We start from the raw sequence: 15,394 nt of genomic DNA, 5'->3' as shown, positions 1-15,394 counted from the left end.
CGGCGCCGTTTGTCAAGTTACAGTGGACTGATGACACAACGCGAAGACATTGACCTCGGGCCCGCGAAGCGCCACATCTTAGACTTCGAGGACACGACGCCCATGCCCCCCGCCACCCCATCCCGGTCCGAATCCGGCGAACGTACCGGCCCCCTCGCACCCGGCATGGGACCGGCACGCTGCCCCAACTGCGGCGAACGACAAAACGTCGCCCAGGGCGAATTCGACCCGGCGCGCGAGCCGTTCGGCCCGCTCAACTGCATGGTCTGCGGCCACGCCTTCACCCGCCGCGAGTTCGTCGCCGGCCTAGCTCCCGAGGAACGGCGGAGTCGTCGTTGAGTCCATCCCGCCCCGCCCTGATCGCCGACAGCGAAGTCCTCGCCGATTTCTGCCGGCGCATCGCCGGCGCGCCGTTCGTCACCGTTGACACCGAATTCATGCGCGAGCGGACCTATTGGCCGATCCTCTGCGTCGTGCAGGTGGCCGGCGGCGGCATGGATGACGACCCCGCCGCAGCCGCCGCCATCGACGCGCTCGCACCGGGAATCGATCTCGCCCCGCTCCTTCGGATTTTCGACGATCCGGGCGTGCTCAAGGTCTTTCACGCCGCGCGCCAGGATTTGGAAATCTTCTATTACTTGACCAAGAAACTGCCGACGCCGGTATTCGACACCCAAGTCGCGGCGATGGTCTGCGGCTTCGGCGATTCGGCGAGCTACGAAACCCTGGTCGGCTCGCTCGCCCGCGCCCGGATCGACAAATCCTCGCGCTTCACCGACTGGTCGGCGCGACCCTTGAGCGAACGCCAGATCGCGTATGCCCTCGACGATGTGATTCACCTGCGCAAGGTCTACGAGGAACTACGCCGCCGGCTCGCCGCCAATGGCCGCGAATCGTGGCTAGCGGAGGAAATGGCGGTGCTAACCAACACGGCCACCTACGACGTCGATCCGGCGCGCGCGTGGCTCAGGCTCAAGGCGCGCGGCGGCGGACGCTTCCTCTCGGTCCTGCGCGAGGTCGCCGCCTGGCGCGAGCGTGAGGCCCAGCGCCGCGACATTCCGCGCGGGCGCGTCTTGCGCGACGAATCCCTGATCGAGATCGCGCACCACCGGCCGACGTCGGTCGACGCGCTCGCGCGCACTCGGGGCTTGAGCGCCAAGATGGCCGAGGGGTCCATGGGCGCCGGGCTCCTGAAGGCCATCGCCGCCGGCATTGCCGTACCGGACAGGGAGTGCCCGCATATGGAGGAAAAGACCGACCTACCGGGCGGTATCGGGCCGGTGACCGACCTGCTCAAGGTGCTACTCAAGCACGCCGCCGAGTCCTCGGGCGTGGCGCCGAAGCTGCTGGCCTCGGCGTCCGACCTGGAACGCATCGCCGCCTTCGGCGAAAAGGCGGGCGTCGCCGCGCTCTCCGGCTGGCGGCGCGAAGTGTTCGGCGACGACGCGCTCGGTCTGATCCGGGGCCGGATCGCACTCTCGGCCGAAGGGCGCAAGATCAAGCTCGCGCGCGCCTAATCTTTCGTCTCATCACTGAGACGTGCCAGAACCGCCGACACAAGCGGAACAGTGATGGCGCGACCTTCGCTCAACGCGGCCGCATCGAGGGCGTCCACCAGCCGCCGCGCCGCGTCGAAGGAGCGCTCCATGCGCGCCATTAAGAACGCGATCACGGCGGGATCGACCCGCACCTGGCGGTCGGCGAACTGCTTGACCAATACCGCGCCGATCAACGCCTCGTCCGGCGGTGCTATGGCGACCGTCGGGGCGGCGCGTACCCGCGAGGCGAGATCGGGCAGCCGGATCGGCCAACGCGCGGGCGGCACGCGCGCGGTCAGCAGCAGATATCCCCGTGCCTCAACGATCAGATTGTGCAAGTGAAAAAGCGCGTGCTCGGCGGCCGGATCGCCGATTCGGTCGGCGTCCTCCACCAGCATCGCGGGCGTGTCGGTGCGGCGTTCGTCCACAAGGCGGGCGAAGTCGCTTGCGCCCAAATCCTTGGCCGCAATTGCGATGCCGTCGGCGAGACCGAGAAAAACATGGCCGAGATGGGTCTTGCCGCAGCCTGGGGGACCATGCAGCACCAGCACCGGGCGGGCCCACGTCCGCCAGCGATCGACCCAGGCGACCGCGTCCGCGTTCGACGGCGCGACCAGGAAATCGTCGGCGCCGAAGGCGGCCCGGTGCGCAAAAGCGAGCGCGAGCTGCCGCCCCGCGTCGGCAGTCGCGGCGGTCACGAACGACCCTCGCCGCGCCAATAGGCGCTGGCGCGATAGCGCGCGAGAGCATGGCGCAGCAACACGCCGATCACCGCCGCGACCGGCACCGCGAGCAGCACCCCGGTGAAGCCGAACAACGCGCCGCCCGCGAGCAACGCGAAGATCACCCATACCGGGTGCAGCCCAACTTTATCCCCGACCAGTTTGGGCGTGAGAACGTAACCTTCGACCACCTGACCGACGGCGAAGACGCCCGCCACCAGGACGAAAGGCATCACGCCGGAAAACTGGGCGAAGGCGACGCCGAGCGCGACCGCGAGGCCGATGCCCATGCCGAAATAAGGCACGAACGAGATCAGGCCAGTGAGAAAGCCGATGACCAGGCCGAATTCGAGGCCGACCAAGGTCAGGCCGAGCCCATACCACGTCGCCAGCAGCAGGCACACCGTCGCTTGGCCGCGCACCCATGCGGCGATGGTCCGGTCGATCTCGCCCATGACCTCGCGCACCGTCGGCGCCATATCGCGCGGCAGCAAGTCGTCGAATTGGGCGACGATCCGGTCCCAATCGCGCAGCAGGTAGAACGACACCAACGGCGTGATGATCACGAGCGAGAGAAGCTGGAGAAACGCCGCGCCCCCGCTGAGCACCCGGCCGACCATGGTGCCGAGCAGCTTGGCCGCTTCGCCCGCGTAGGTTCCGGCCGCCTCGCGCAGACGCGCGATTTGCTCCTGGGTCAGTGTCGCCTGGAAACGCTCGATCAGCGGCGCGGCCTGCTCGCGCAGTGCCTCGACCACCGTCGGCGTCTTGGCGACGAGGCCGACGATCTGCCCTTGCAGCAGCGGCGCCAGCACCGTCAAGACTGCCGCCACCAGCACGAAGAAGGCGATAGTGATGACCGTGGTCGCGAGCGTGCGCGAGAACCCGGCGCTTTCCAGCCGGTCGGCGACCGGATCGAGGAAATAGGCGACCAACAGCCCGGCGACGAAAGGCAGCAGCACGCCGGAAAGGCCGTAGAGCAGCAGCCCGACCCCGCCGATTAGCGCGAGCAGAAACACGGTTCGCCGGTTCATGATTAGCGATCCTCCTCGATCGTCGCCGCCAAGCGGCCCCATTTCACCAGATATGCCAAGCCGGAGGCGAGGGTCGTCGCCGCTACCAGGTATTCCAGCACGGATTGCAGCGGGGCCAAGTCCAGTCCGTAGCCGCGAAAGGCGAGCGCCGCCGCCACCAGCACGATCTGGCATGCGGTGTTGATTTTGCTAACCACCAAGGGCGGCATCTTCGGTGGCAGGTCGAGCGTATAGAACAGGATGGCACCGCCGATGATCATCACGTCGCGGAATACCACCAGGATCACCAGCCAGTCGGGCAGAAAATCCAGATAGCCGCCGAGAACGAATAACGCGACCAGCAGCGCCTTGTCGGCGAGTGGATCGAGATAGCGACCGAGCGGACTTGAAACGTTGAATCGCTTGGCGATGTAGCCGTCGATGGCGTCGCTGATGCCGGCGGCGACGAACAGCCAGAACCCGGCAATCAGGCGTTCGTGCAGAATCAGGTACACCACCAGCGGCACCATCAGCAGGCGCATCAGCGAGATCAGGTTGGGCAGGTGCGCGAGCACGAAATACCGTCCGTCATCCCCGCGCCGGCCGAGAGGAGGTGAGGACCCATAGGTCGCCCTCGCGCAGAAGATGCAGATCCGCCTGACCGAGCGCGAGCGCGAGTTGGTCCACCTCGCCGATGAAATGAAGCGCGAGCCGTACTTCGGCCTTGGACATCAGGATCACCTCGGCTCGCCGCACGACCGAAACTTCGCCCATCTTCTTGCGCACCGCCAGCCAGTCGGCGAGCGAGCCGATCGGCACCGACACCGCCGCGACCGAGGCGCGGCCGAGGCTGAGCAGGTTTTCGCGCTTCCAGCCGTCTTCGATCAGCCGAGTCGTCTCGGCGGCGGCGCGCTGGAGAAGACGCCCGGTGTTTTCGCCGGCCTGCGCGGTAATCTCAATTTCCGTCCGCCCCTTGGGCGCGGTCGGACCGTGGCGCGACACGAAGACCCGGACATAAGGAACCGACTGCTGCGGCTGGTAGCCCATGGTCGCGACGGCAACGACGGTGTCGGTGGTGCCGTAACGGCCCGCGATCGCCGCAAGCCGCGTTTCGTCGGCGGCCGCCGCCTGTTCGGCACCGATCGCCGCCACGTCCTGCAAATCGCCAGCCGCCAACACCAATGGAACCAACCCCTCGCGCACCGTCACTTGACTCCAAGCCGATCGCCACGGATTGGGGTCGTCCCACAACAGGAGCGCACCGGCGGACTGATAAACCGGTAGCACCAAGACCGGTTTGCTCATGGTTTCGGCGAACGGGATGCCGACCTGATCGAGCAAGCGGCGGATTTCCTCGGCTTTGAAGCGGAACGTGAGCTTGGCGAGATAGCGGACCGGCGAGGTTTTCTCGTCGGCGACGGAGAAATCCTGCAGGTAGTTGCCGATTTCGGCGCGCGGCGGGTTCGGGAGGCGCGAATGGTCGGACCGCAGCGTCAGCCGCTCCAGCAGGCGACGAAAGGCGACGCGCTCGCCCTCGGCCAAGGCCCGTTCGCGGGCCTGGGCGGCGGTATCGGCGGTTACGTCCACTGCCACGCCCGCCACGTCGAAGACCGACGCCGCCCGGACCGGCGCGAACCAAAAGGCGAGAATCGCACCCGCGAGCGCGATCCGCAGCACCGTCAAGCCGGTCATCTCGCGCATTGAAAACCTTCGCAAAAGGTCTATCTTCGGCTCGCCCGAAGGGCGCTCAATGTAGCACAGGTCGCCCGCGTGCAAAGCCGACGCGGGCCGGTGAACCGGGGGATTTTCGAGCATGGCGACGACGCGCCAGGATCCGCAAACCGACCCCGGTCTTACTTATCGCGACTCGGGTGTCGACATCGATTCCGGTGATGCCTTGGTCGAGGCAATCAAGCCGCTCGCCCGTTCGACCGACCGGCGTGGGACGATGGGCGGGCTCGGCGGCTTCGGCGCGCTGTTCGATCTCAAGGCGGCGGGTTATCGCGATCCGATCCTGGTTTCCGGTACCGACGGCGTCGGTACCAAGCTCAAGATCGCCGTCGCAGCCCGCATGCACGACGGCATCGGCATCGACCTGGTCGCCATGTGCGTCAACGATCTGCTCGTCCAGGGCGCCGAGCCGCTGTTCTTTCTCGATTACTTCGCCACCGGCAAGCTCGACGTCGCCGTCGGTCGCGCGGTCATCGCCGGGATCGCCGAGGGTTGCCGCCAAGCGGGTTGCGCGCTGGTCGGCGGCGAGACCGCCGAAATGCCCGGCATGTACGCAGGCGAGGATTACGACCTCGCCGGCTTCGCCGTCGGCGCGGTCGAGCGCGACCGGGTGTTGACCGGCGCCCACGTCGCCGCCGGCGACGCCATTCTCGGGCTCGCTTCGAACGGCGTTCACTCTAACGGCTTCTCGCTCGTGCGCCGCGTGGTCGAGCGTGCCGGCTTCGGCTTCGACGCGCGCGCGCCGTTTGACGCGCGCCAGTCGCTCGGCCAGGCGCTGCTGACGCCGACGCGGATTTACGTCAAAAGCGGCCTCGCCGCGCTCAAGGCGAACGGCGTGCACGCGCTCGCCCACATCACCGGCGGCGGTTTGATCGAAAATCCGCCGCGCGTTTATTCCGACCGTTTCGCGGCGCGGATCGATATGAAGAAGTGGCGGATTCCGCCCGTGTTCCGCTGGCTGAAGGCGACCGGCAACGTGGCGCCGGAGGAAATGGCGCGCACTTTCAATTGCGGCATCGGCATGATCGCCATCGTCGCTGCGTCGGAGGCCGACGCAATCGTCGGGATTTTGCGCGACCACGGCGAAACTGTTTACCCCATCGGCGAAATCATTCCACGCGCGACCGGCCCGGCGGTCGTTCTCGAAGGACTCGACGGCGCATGGCGCGATTGAAGCTGGCGGTGTTGATTTCGGGCCGGGGCAGCAACCTTCAGGCCCTGATCGACGCCTGTCGGGATCCCGCCTATCCGGCCGAGATCGTCCTCACCCTCGCCAACGAGCCGGACGCCCTCGGTCTCGAACGGGCGAAGGCTGCGGGCGTTGCGACCCATGTGATCGATCACCGTAATTTTCCCGACCGCGCCGCGTTCGAAAACCAATTGACCAGGGCGATCGAGGCCTCGGGCGCGGGTCTGGTGTGCCTCGCCGGATTCATGCGCCTGCTCGGCGCCGGATTCGTGCGGCGCTGGCGCGACCGGATGATCAACATCCATCCGTCGTTGCTGCCCGCCTTCAAGGGACTGCACACCCACGAGCGCGTGATCGAAGCCGGCGCGCGATTCGCCGGCTGTACCGTCCATTTCGTGCGCGAGAACATGGACGAGGGCCCGATCATCGCCCAGGCCGCGGTGCCGGTGCGCCCCGAGGACACCGCCGAAACCCTCGCCGCCCGGGTCCTGGCCCAGGAGCATGTCATCTATCCGCACGCCGTCCGCCTGATCGCCGAGGGCCGCGTCAGGATCGAGGGCGAGCGGGCCGTCATCGAGCGCGCGCGAACCCCTACCGGCGCGCTGGTCAACCCGGCGCCGTGATGTCCTCGAAGCGGTTGTAATGCCGGGATTTTTCCCGGACAATGCCGCACGCATGAGTGTCTCTCCCGCCGCATCGCCCGCCGCGTCCGCGTCCCGGTCCCGCGCGCGCCCGTCCCCGCTTGTCGTCCTCGCGGTTCTCGTCGGCGGCCTCCTGATCCTGCCCATCGCCGCCGTCGCCCTATATGCCTTCGCGCCCGGCCAAGGCGCCTGGGCGCACCTCGCCGATACGGTTCTTCCCTCCTATATCGGCAACACGCTCGCGCTGGTGGTTATGGTCGGCGTCGGCGTGGTGATCGTCGGGGTGCCGGCCGCCTGGATCGTCGCCATGTGCGAGTTTCCCGGCCGGCGCATCTTCGAATGGGCGCTGGTGTTGCCGCTTGCCGCGCCGTCGTATGTCGCGGCTTACGCCTACACCGATTTTTTCCAGCCGGCCGGTCCGGTGCAGGGTGCGCTGCGCGCGCTGACCGGCTGGTCGGTGGGCGATTACTGGTTTCCCGACATCCGCTCGTTGCTCGGCGCCGCGGCGATGTTCGTCGCGGTGCTTTACCCTTACGTCTATCTGCTCGCCCGCGCCGCGTTCCTGGAACAGTCCGCGGGCCCGATCGAGGCCGCCCGAGCGCTCGGATGCAACGCCTGGGAGGCTTTCGTCCGGGTCGCGGTGCCGCTCGCGCGGCCGGCCATCGTCGCCGGCGCGGCGCTGGCGCTGATGGAGACGCTCGCCGACTTCGGCACCGTCGCCTATTTCGGCGTGCCGACATTCACGGTCGGCATCTATCGCGCGTGGTTCTCCATGAACGACCCGGTGGCGGCGGCGCAACTGTCGCTGGCGCTGCTGGCGTTCGTCGTCGTGCTGATCGCGGCCGAGCGCCGCAACCGCGGCCAAGCGCGTTATTTCCAGACCGCCGGACGATCAAAGCCGCTGCCGCGCTACGTGCTTGGCGGAACTCGCGCTGCGCTCGCCATTCTTGCCTGCGCCCTGCCGCTGCTGTTCGGGTTTGCGTTGCCGGCCGCGATCCTCGCCGGCCTGACGTTTGCGGGCGATGGCATGAACTTGGGTGCGCGCTTCGCCGGTCTCGCCGCCAACACCCTGACGCTCGCCGCAGTCACGGCGGTGCTGGCGCTGGCTGTCGCCCTGCTGCTTGCCTACGCGCAGCGCTTAAATCCTGGTCCGGTATCCTTCGGAACCGGACGCCTAGCCGGCATGGGCTATGCGATGCCCGGATCGGTGATCGCCGTCGGGGTGCTGATCCCGCTCGGCGCCTTCGACAACGCCGTGGACTCCTGGATGCGCGCGACGTTCGGAATTTCAACCGGATTGATCCTGACCGGAACCATCGTCGCGCTGGTATTCGCCTACCTGGTCCGCTTTCTCGCCGTGTCGCTGCAAACCGTGGAAGCGAGCCTTGCCAAGATCACTCCCAGCATGGACGGCGCCGCCCGCACCCTCGGGGCCCGGCCGGGACGCGTGCTCGCGCGCGTGCATTTGCCGCTGCTGCGCCCGAGCCTGCTTGCCGCCCTGCTGATCGTGTTCGTCGATGTCACCAAGGAGCTGCCGGCGACGCTGTTGCTCAGGCCATTCAATTTCGACACCCTCGCGGTGCAAGCGCACAATCTCGCCGCCGACGAACGGCTGGCGGAGGCCGCCGCCGCGTCGCTGGGCATCGTCTTGGTCGGGCTTCTGCCGATCGTAATGCTCGCCCGCGCGGCCGCCCGCGGCCGCGCGGGAACGCAACCGGCATTACCTTAAGGGCGCCCGACTTATTTGAACCCGGCCCGGTCGTAGGCCATCTGCGCGCGCGGCTGGTTTTCGCCGAGGATATGAATCCCGAGATCGTCGGCCTTGAAGCGGCCGAGCTTGATGAGCGTCGCGTCGCCGGCGACGTCCTCGGCCACCGGATATTCGTTGTTGGCGACGGCAAACAAGGATTGCGCCTCGGGGCTGAGCAGATATTCGAGGAAACGCACGGCGTTTTCCGGGTGCGGTGCGTGCTTGAGCATGCCCGCGCCCGAGACGTTGACGTGGGTACCCCGATCGCCTTGATTCGGGAAGACGACAGCGATTTTCTCCGCCACCGCCCGGTCGGCGTCCTTGTCCGATTTCATCAGACGCACGACGTAATAGGTGTTGGCGAGCGTGACGGCGCATTCGCCCGCGGCGACGGCGCGGATCTGGTCGGTATCGCCGCCCTTGGGATCGCGGGCGAAATTGGCGACCACGCCGCGCGCCCAGGCTTCGGCCTTGGCCTCGCCCAGGTGGTGCACGAGCGACGCCATCAGGGAGAGATTGTAGACGTTGGACGACGAGCGCATGCACACCTTGCCCTTCCAGCGGGCATCGGCGAGATCTTCATAGCGCTTGGGCGCGTCGGCCGCACCGACCTGGGACTTGTTGTAGACGATCACCCGGGCGCGGGTGGAAAAGCCGAACCACAAGCCGTCCGGGTGGCGGAGGTTGGGCGGGATTCGCGCCACAAGTCCCTCGGACTTCACCGGATGGAACAATCCTTCCTTCTCGGCGAGCCAGAGATTGCCCGCGTCCACCACCATGAGAACGTCGGCCGGGCTGTTGCGTCCTTCCTGGCGCAGGCGCGCGAGCAGTTTGTCGCCGCTCGCCTCGACCCGGTTGATCTTGATGCCGGTCGCCTGGGTGAAGCCGGCGTAGAGCGCGTCGTCGGAGGGATAGTGGCGGGCCGAATAGATGTTGAGTTCCGCCGCCATCGCCGGGGCCATGGGCGCCGCACCAGCCAGAACCATTACGCAACAAATCGAAAGGAACGAACGCATCGCACAATCTCCACAGTGTTTCACTTACATACCAACGCGTTATTATCGCAAATGAGAACTAATTGCAATATATAATATTGCTATTATTTTTCAGGTTATTAGAAGAATTGCGGCTGGGGATCGCTCTGCGATCCAAAGAACAAAAAAACGGGAAAGTCGAAAGCGGCGCGGCCGATCAGCCGACGATTTCGCACTCGCTGAAGAAAAAGGCGATTTCCCGAGCCGCGTTTTCGGGCGAATCGGACCCGTGAACCGAATTGGCCTCGATGCTTTCGGCGAAATCCTTGCGGATGGTGCCGGCGGCAGCGTTGGCCGGATTGGTCGCCCCCATCACCTCGCGATTACGGGCAACGGCGTTTTCGCCTTCCAGCACCTGCACGACCACCGGGCCCGAGGTCATAAAGTCGCATAAATCCCGGTAAAACGCGCGCTCCGCATGAACGGCGTAGAACGCTTCGGCCTGGGCGCGGGTGAGACGAATGCGCTTCTGCGCGACGATGGCGAGGCCGGCTTGTTCGAGGCGGGCGTTGATCTGCCCGGTCAGGTTGCGCCGCGTCGCATCCGGCTTGATGATGGAAAGGGTACGCTCTTTCACCATGGATTGTATTCCGCCTTACAGGGTCGTGAAGGCGGCGCTTATAGCCGTTCGCGACCGCCGAAACAACCGGACGCGTCGGATGAGCGGCAACGGCGCCGTCGGGGGTTTTTTCGTTGTCGAATCAGCGCGTTGAGGTGGCGCGGAATGCGCCCCTACCCGGCGATGTCAGCATCGATCCGGCTCTGGCGGCCGCGCACCACCTCGATCGCGGGATGGCGGGGATCCGGCGCGCCGACAAACTTGGCGAAATCTTCCGCGCCAAGCGGCTTGCTGAAAAAGTAGCCCTGGATCTCGTCGACGCCGATGTCGATGAGAAACTCCAACTGCTCACGGGTTTCGATTCCCTCGGCCGTGATCTCCATGCCGAAACCGTGGCCAAGCGTCGTGACGGCGCGGGCGATGGCGCCCGATGTCGGGTCCGTGCCGATGTCGGAAACGAACGTGCGGTCGATCTTGATGCGCTTGACCGGAAACCGTTTCAAATAGCTCAAGCTCGAATAACCGGTGCCGAAATCGTCGATCGACAGCGAAACTCCGAGATCGGCCAGTTGCTTGAACAGCCGGATCGTTTCGTCGACATCGCGCATGGCGACGCTTTCGGTGATCTCCAACTCCAGGAATTCGGGGGCGAGGCCGGTGCCATCGAGAATCCAGGTTACCGATTCAACCAAGGACTTGTCGCGCAGCTGCACCGCCGACAGATTAACCGCTGCCTTGGCCTTGGGCAGGCCGGCGTCGTGCCACGCCTTGGTCCGGCGACAGGCCTCGAACAACGACCATTCGCCGATCGGGATGATCAGGCGCGAACGCTCGGCCACCGGAATGAAATCGCCTGGCGATACGAAGCCCTTTTCGGGATGGCGCCAGCGGATCAACGCTTCCATGCCGCACACCTCGCCGGTGCGGGCGTTCATTTTCGGCTGGTAATGGAGGACGAATTCCTGGCGGTCGAGCGCGCCGCTGAGATCCTGCTCGATGCTGCGTCGCCGCTGCAGCGTTTCGTTCATCTTCGCGGTATAGAAACGATAGCCGCCGCGCTCCTCCTTCTTGGCGTGGAACAGGGCAAGATCGGCGTGGCGAAGAAGTTCCGGCGCGTCCTGGCCGTCGTCGGGAAACAGGCTGACCCCGACCGTGATCGAACACTTATGGACCTGGCCGTCGACGGCCAGCGGCGGCTTGAACGCCTCGAGAATCTTCCGCGCCAGAACGTCCGCGCCGTCGGTTTCGCGCAATTCGCCCTGGATGACGGCGAATTCGTCCGAACCGAGGCGCGCGACGGTGTCCGTATCGCGCACCGTGGCGAGCAGGCGTTCTGCCATGGCTTTCAGAATCCCGTCGCCGACCGCGTGGCCGGCGGTATCGTTGATCTCCTTGAAGAAGTCCAGGTTGACAAGATGAACCGCGGCCTGGGTGCGGGCGCGGCGCGCCTGCAGAACGGTTTGTTCGAGGCGGTCCAGAAACAGCGTCCGGTTGGGCAGGCCCGTCAGCGGATCGTGATGAACGACGCGTTGGACTTCGGCTTCGGCGCGGCGCGCGGCGGTCGCGTCACGGCCCCAAATATTAATATACCCCTGCGCGCGGACGGGTTGCAGGGTCAACGCGAACACGCGCCCTTCGCATTCCATCTCGACGGCGGATATCATTTCCGTGCCGGCGAACAGCGCGCCGAGGGTTCCCGGCCACGGCGACGGCAATGTGTCGCCGAGGCCGACTTGCCAAAAGCCAAGGAGGAAATTGGCCGGATCGTTGACGAACAGGACCCGCCCTTCCGGCGAAACACGCAAGATAGGCTCGGGACACTCCTCGGCGAATCCCGCCGACCATCTCGCGTCGTGGCCGGCGGATTTCGCCGCCATTCGCTTACTCCAAGGGCGATTGGACTTCCGCCGCTCGGGACCACCGTGGGCGGCCTTGCCGTTCCGGGCACTCAACGATTTTTTTCCCCTGGCGGACTGGAGCATTGATTTATCGCGATGAACCGCTTCGGTTGGACCCAGGTGCAATCCTGGATTATTTTAGCCAATGTGAAAGTATGTCCAACGCCATCGAGCATGTCCATGCAAGCCCGCTTCGAAGACGTTATCACGCTGTATTCAAAAGAATTTTTAGCGGCGCGATCGGTGTTAATGAATGCTCGAGGATGTTAATGCATTACGCCGCGACGGTGTTGTGGCGGAGATAAACTAAAAGTGTTCCAAAATGGACTTGATCGACGCGATCGGACAAAACCATGAACCGGCACCGGGCGCGCGTATTGTGTCCTTGGTGCCGAGCCTGACGGAGCTGCTGTTCGACCTTGGGCTCGGTGCGCAAGTGGTGGGGCGGACCGCCTGGTGCGTACGCCCTTCGCCCGCGACCCGCAAAATCAAGAGCCTCGGCGGCCCGAAGCGGATCAACATGCGTCGGCTAGCGGCGCTCGCGCCCACCCATGTCCTGCTCAATATCGACGAGAATCCCAAAGAGATGGCCGACGAAATCGCCCGCCTCGGCATCCGGACCGTGGTGACCTACCCGATTACGCCGGAGGATAACTTGCCGCTCTATCGCTTGATCGGCGGTATGTTCGGCCGGACGCGCGAGGCGGAAGCGCTGGCCGAACGGTTCGCCGCCGCGCGCGCGCGCCTCGCCCAAGCGGCGAAAGCTTTTCCCGCCCGCCGCGCCATTTATTTGATCTGGATGAACCCGTGGATGACCGTTTCCCACGACACGTACATCGCGCGCATGTTGGCCGCCGCAAACTGGCACACGCTCGGCCACGACCCGGAACGGCGCTATCCGAAAATCGGGATCGATCCGCCCACCGTCGACGACGCCGACTTGATCCTATTCGCGACCGAACCGTTCCCCTTCAAGGAGCGGCATGTCGACGACTTTGTCCGGCAGTTTCCGGGCGCGACCGGCAAAGCACATCTGGTCGAGGGCGATCTGCTGTCCTGGTACGGCAGCCGGGCGGTCGCCGGCCTCGATTATTTGCGCGAATTGGCTTCGGAAATAGCGGCCGGCGCACCGGCGGCGTGAAGCCCAAGCGCGGCAACGATGAAATCGTGGGTCGGAGTCGCCACGCCCGCCTCGCGCCCCAGACGTACGACCGCGCCGGAGAGATGCGGAAGCTCCAGCCTTTTGCCGTGGCGCAGGTCATAATACATGGATGAGCCCATGTCGTCCGGCAGCCCGTCGAGAAACGCCATCGTCCGCGCGACCGCATCCTCCGGCAACGCGATCCCGCGGGCGCGCGCCACCGCCACCGTTTCGGCGATCGCCCGTTCGAACAGTGCGCGCGTTCCCGGATCCCGCCGGATCGGCCCGACGGTCGCGCGCGCGAGCGACGTGATGCCGCTCAACGGCGCGAGAAAGGCGAATTTACCCCAGATCGCGGCGTCGATGTCGGAGCTTTCCTCGACATCAACCCCGGCGCCGCGCAGGGCCTGTGCGAACGTGGTGACGCGGGTGCTTCCGCCGCCGCCGAATTCCCCAAGCACGATCCGCGCCATCGTGCCGGTGTGGACGATCGTTCCGGGTCGATCGATCGTCGCCATGATGTAGGCGATGCCGCCGAAGACGCGCTCGGGGCCGACCGCTTTCCGCAACGTGTCGGCACCGGTGACGCCGTTTTGCAGCGACACTACCGCCGTGCCGGGGCCGATCAAATGACAACAGGCTTCCGCCGCCGCCTCGGTGTCATACAACTTGACTGCGACGACGGCGATGTCGACCGGACCGATCGCCCGCGCGTCTTCGCTCGCCTCGACCGGGTGAAGGCGCAAATCGCCGCGCGCGCTTTTCACCTCGAGGCCATTTTGGCGCATCGCCGCCAGGTGCGCGCCGCGCGCGACGAAGGCGACGCTGTTCCCGGCGGCCATCAGCCGAGCCCCGAAATATCCTCCGACTCCGCCCGCGCCGACAAAAGCGATTCGCATCGATCATTTCCCTCTATCGCGGGTCCGGTAGATCGTCGTAGCGGGAGTCGCGACCTCCGCAACCCGCTGTTTCCCTTTCCGGCGCGCGGCCCTATCTTCGGCCCGGTCCACTTTAGCGGAAAATCGTCATGCGCGGCGACGCGATTCGCCTCTCCTTTTTCTACGCCGCCTTCTTCGTGTTCGCCGGCATCCATCTGCCGTTCTGGCCGGTGTGGCTCGCGGCCAAGGGGATCGATGCGGAAGGGATCGCCCTCATCATCGCTGCCGGCATCGTCGTTAAGGTCGCGGTCAATCCGCTAATCGCCCATTTCGCCGACCGAAGCGGCGCGCGCCGGCCGATCATGCTCGCCCTCGTCCTCGGCGCGAGCATGGTCTTCGCCGCTTTTTTTGTCGCCGAGGGATTTACGGCAATCCTGCTCGTCAACCTGCTGTTCCTCGCCCTGTGGGCGCCGGTGATGCCGCTCGGCGAAAGCCTGACCCTGCTCGCGGCGCGGGCGGGGGATTTCGATTATGGCCGCGTTCGGCTGTGGGGCTCGATCGCATTTGTTGCCGCCGCCGCCGGTAGCGGCGCCTGGCTGGCCGGACGCCCTGGCGAAACGGTTCTCGCGTTGCTGGTGCCGGCGATGGCGCTGGTGGTCGGCGCGGTCGCCGCCGTACCGGACGCGCGCGCGCCGGCGGCCGTCGGGCGTCCGGCCGCGCTTGAACTTCTCGGTGATCGCCCGTTTCTCGCCATGTTGCTCGCGTGTTCGCTCGTCCAGGCGAGCCATGCCGCTTACTACGCTTTCGGTACCCTGCACTGGCGCGCGGCCGGCCATTCCGAAACGGTGATCGGCGCGCTCTGGGCCGAAGGGGTCATCGCCGAAATAATCCTGTTCGCGTTCGGCCCGGCGGTGCTGCGCCGGATTTCGCCGTCGGCGCTGGTGGCGCTGGCGGGTGCCGCCGGTATCATCCGCTGGACGGCCGTTGCCGCGAGCGAGGCGCTGCCGGTGCTGATTGTCACGCAGGCGCTACACGCCTTTACTTTCGGTGCCGCCCATCTTGGCGCCATCCATTTCATCGCCCAGCGTGTTTCGCCGTCGGTGTCGGCGACGGCCCAGAGCTACTATTCGGCGACCGTGATGGGTCTCGGCCTCGGCATCGCCGTGTACGCCGTCGGGCCGCTTTATGCCGCCTCTTCCGCCGTGGCGTTCCTCGCCATGGTCGCGCTGTCGGCGGCCGCCCTCGTGCCCGCGTTAATTCTGGTTCGGCCGCGGGATTGAACGCGCGCGACGGCGCCCCCATA

General features: G+C 66.0%; 15 protein-coding genes. 7 read left to right on the top strand and 8 right to left on the bottom strand.

The genetic code is table 11. The features are described from left to right. Positions 1 to 102: 102 nt before the first annotated feature. Entirely contained in the window at positions 103 to 339 is a 237-nt protein-coding gene (locus FJ311_01495; protein MBM3950111.1) for a hypothetical protein, read from the top strand. 17 nt (positions 340 to 356) lie between these two features. Further along, on the top strand, positions 357 to 1,517 hold the full coding sequence (gene rnd, locus FJ311_01490; GenBank protein MBM3950110.1) for a ribonuclease D: 1,161 nt from the start codon (positions 357 to 359) through the stop codon (positions 1,515 to 1,517). On the opposite strand, the gene FJ311_01485 is transcribed toward rnd, so the two are convergent. Genes FJ311_01485 through FJ311_01470 form a run of 4 tightly spaced genes read right to left on the bottom strand, consistent with a single transcriptional unit; the run spans position 1,514 to position 5,085 of the window. Beyond that, complete coding sequence (locus tag FJ311_01485; protein ID MBM3950109.1) at positions 1,514 to 2,236, bottom strand: DNA replication protein; 723 nt, start codon at positions 2,234 to 2,236, stop codon at positions 1,514 to 1,516. The two genes, rnd and FJ311_01485, sit on opposite strands and share 4 nt — an antisense overlap. Next, on the bottom strand, positions 2,233 to 3,291 hold the full coding sequence (locus tag FJ311_01480; GenBank protein ID MBM3950108.1) for an AI-2E family transporter: 1,059 nt from the start codon (positions 3,289 to 3,291) through the stop codon (positions 2,233 to 2,235). Before FJ311_01480 ends, FJ311_01485 begins: the two co-directional genes overlap by 4 nt. 2 nt (positions 3,292 to 3,293) lie before the next feature. Next, entirely contained in the window at positions 3,294 to 3,812 is a 519-nt protein-coding gene (locus tag FJ311_01475) for a CDP-alcohol phosphatidyltransferase family protein (GenBank protein MBM3950107.1), read from the bottom strand. 46 nt (positions 3,813 to 3,858) lie between these two features. Next, on the bottom strand, positions 3,859 to 5,085 hold the full coding sequence (locus FJ311_01470) for a DUF2066 domain-containing protein (GenBank protein ID MBM3950106.1): 1,227 nt from the start codon (positions 5,083 to 5,085) through the stop codon (positions 3,859 to 3,861). On the opposite strand from FJ311_01470, the gene FJ311_01465 reads away from it, so the two are divergent. Genes FJ311_01465 through FJ311_01455 form a run of 3 tightly spaced genes read left to right on the top strand, consistent with a single transcriptional unit; the run spans position 5,084 to position 8,560 of the window. Next, complete coding sequence (locus FJ311_01465; GenBank protein ID MBM3950105.1) at positions 5,084 to 6,175, top strand: phosphoribosylformylglycinamidine cyclo-ligase; 1,092 nt, start codon at positions 5,084 to 5,086, stop codon at positions 6,173 to 6,175. The genes FJ311_01470 and FJ311_01465 overlap by 2 nt on opposite strands. Next, positions 6,163 to 6,813: a phosphoribosylglycinamide formyltransferase gene (locus tag FJ311_01460; GenBank protein MBM3950104.1), complete on the top strand. Its 651-nt coding sequence runs from the start codon at positions 6,163 to 6,165 to the stop codon at positions 6,811 to 6,813. Before FJ311_01465 ends, FJ311_01460 begins: the two co-directional genes overlap by 13 nt. 52 nt (positions 6,814 to 6,865) lie before the next feature. After that, complete coding sequence (locus FJ311_01455) at positions 6,866 to 8,560, top strand: iron ABC transporter permease (protein ID MBM3950103.1); 1,695 nt, start codon at positions 6,866 to 6,868, stop codon at positions 8,558 to 8,560. A gap of 11 nt (positions 8,561 to 8,571) precedes the next feature. On the opposite strand, the gene FJ311_01450 is transcribed toward FJ311_01455, so the two are convergent. The 3 genes from FJ311_01450 to FJ311_01440 all read right to left on the bottom strand — a co-directional run bounded on the left by FJ311_01450 (position 8,572) and on the right by FJ311_01440 (position 12,156). Then, positions 8,572 to 9,597 carry a Fe(3+) ABC transporter substrate-binding protein gene (locus FJ311_01450; GenBank protein ID MBM3950102.1) on the bottom strand — a complete coding sequence of 342 codons (1,026 nt, stop codon included), beginning with the start codon at positions 9,595 to 9,597 and terminating at the stop codon, positions 8,572 to 8,574. 175 nt (positions 9,598 to 9,772) lie between these two features. After that, positions 9,773 to 10,195: a nucleoside-diphosphate kinase gene (locus FJ311_01445; GenBank protein MBM3950101.1), complete on the bottom strand. Its 423-nt coding sequence runs from the start codon at positions 10,193 to 10,195 to the stop codon at positions 9,773 to 9,775. Positions 10,196 to 10,347: 152 nt separating this feature from the next. After that, on the bottom strand, positions 10,348 to 12,156 hold the full coding sequence (locus FJ311_01440) for a bifunctional diguanylate cyclase/phosphodiesterase (protein ID MBM3950100.1): 1,809 nt from the start codon (positions 12,154 to 12,156) through the stop codon (positions 10,348 to 10,350). Positions 12,157 to 12,394: 238 nt separating this feature from the next. Here FJ311_01440 and FJ311_01435 point away from each other — a divergent pair, with 238 nt between their 5' ends. Next, a complete protein-coding gene (locus FJ311_01435) occupies positions 12,395 to 13,213 on the top strand; it encodes a cobalamin-binding protein (GenBank protein MBM3950099.1) in 819 nt (272 codons plus the stop codon). Here the strand turns inward: FJ311_01435 and FJ311_01430 are convergent. Further along, positions 13,162 to 14,112: a 2-dehydropantoate 2-reductase gene (locus FJ311_01430; protein MBM3950098.1), complete on the bottom strand. Its 951-nt coding sequence runs from the start codon at positions 14,110 to 14,112 to the stop codon at positions 13,162 to 13,164. The genes FJ311_01435 and FJ311_01430 overlap by 52 nt on opposite strands. Before the next feature lie 128 nt (positions 14,113 to 14,240). On the opposite strand from FJ311_01430, the gene FJ311_01425 reads away from it, so the two are divergent. Then, positions 14,241 to 15,371, top strand: coding sequence for a 3-phenylpropionate MFS transporter (locus tag FJ311_01425; GenBank protein ID MBM3950097.1), 1,131 nt, complete (start codon positions 14,241 to 14,243; stop codon positions 15,369 to 15,371). Positions 15,372 to 15,394 lie beyond the last annotated feature (23 nt).

This window comes from Rhodospirillales bacterium, assembly GCA_016872535.1.
In the GTDB taxonomy this organism is placed as follows: Bacteria; Pseudomonadota; Alphaproteobacteria; order Rhodospirillales; family 2-12-FULL-67-15; genus 2-12-FULL-67-15.
This window is presented reverse-complemented; position numbering and strand designations above follow the sequence as displayed.

Bases quoted from the DNA above. Each gene is read 5' to 3' on its own strand.
- FJ311_01495 (MBM3950111.1), top strand. From the start codon at position 103: ATGCCCCCCGCCACCCCATCCCGGTCCGAATCCGGCGAACGTACCGGC.
- FJ311_01480 (MBM3950108.1), bottom strand. From the start codon at position 3,291: ATGAACCGGCGAACCGTGTTTCTGCTCGCGCTAATCGGCGGGGTCGGG.
- FJ311_01475 (MBM3950107.1), bottom strand. From the start codon at position 3,812: ATGCGCCTGCTGATGGTGCCGCTGGTGGTGTACCTGATTCTGCACGAA.
- FJ311_01465 (MBM3950105.1), top strand. From the start codon at position 5,084: ATGGCGACGACGCGCCAGGATCCGCAAACCGACCCCGGTCTTACTTAT.
- FJ311_01470 (MBM3950106.1), bottom strand. From the start codon at position 5,085: ATGCTCGAAAATCCCCCGGTTCACCGGCCCGCGTCGGCTTTGCACGCG.
- FJ311_01460 (MBM3950104.1), top strand. From the start codon at position 6,163: ATGGCGCGATTGAAGCTGGCGGTGTTGATTTCGGGCCGGGGCAGCAAC.
- FJ311_01455 (MBM3950103.1), top strand. From the start codon at position 6,866: ATGAGTGTCTCTCCCGCCGCATCGCCCGCCGCGTCCGCGTCCCGGTCC.
- FJ311_01450 (MBM3950102.1), bottom strand. From the start codon at position 9,597: ATGCGTTCGTTCCTTTCGATTTGTTGCGTAATGGTTCTGGCTGGTGCG.
- FJ311_01445 (MBM3950101.1), bottom strand. From the start codon at position 10,195: ATGGTGAAAGAGCGTACCCTTTCCATCATCAAGCCGGATGCGACGCGG.
- FJ311_01440 (MBM3950100.1), bottom strand. From the start codon at position 12,156: ATGCTCCAGTCCGCCAGGGGAAAAAAATCGTTGAGTGCCCGGAACGGC.
- FJ311_01435 (MBM3950099.1), top strand. From the start codon at position 12,395: ATGGACTTGATCGACGCGATCGGACAAAACCATGAACCGGCACCGGGC.
- FJ311_01430 (MBM3950098.1), bottom strand. From the start codon at position 14,112: ATGCGAATCGCTTTTGTCGGCGCGGGCGGAGTCGGAGGATATTTCGGG.
- FJ311_01425 (MBM3950097.1), top strand. From the start codon at position 14,241: ATGCGCGGCGACGCGATTCGCCTCTCCTTTTTCTACGCCGCCTTCTTC.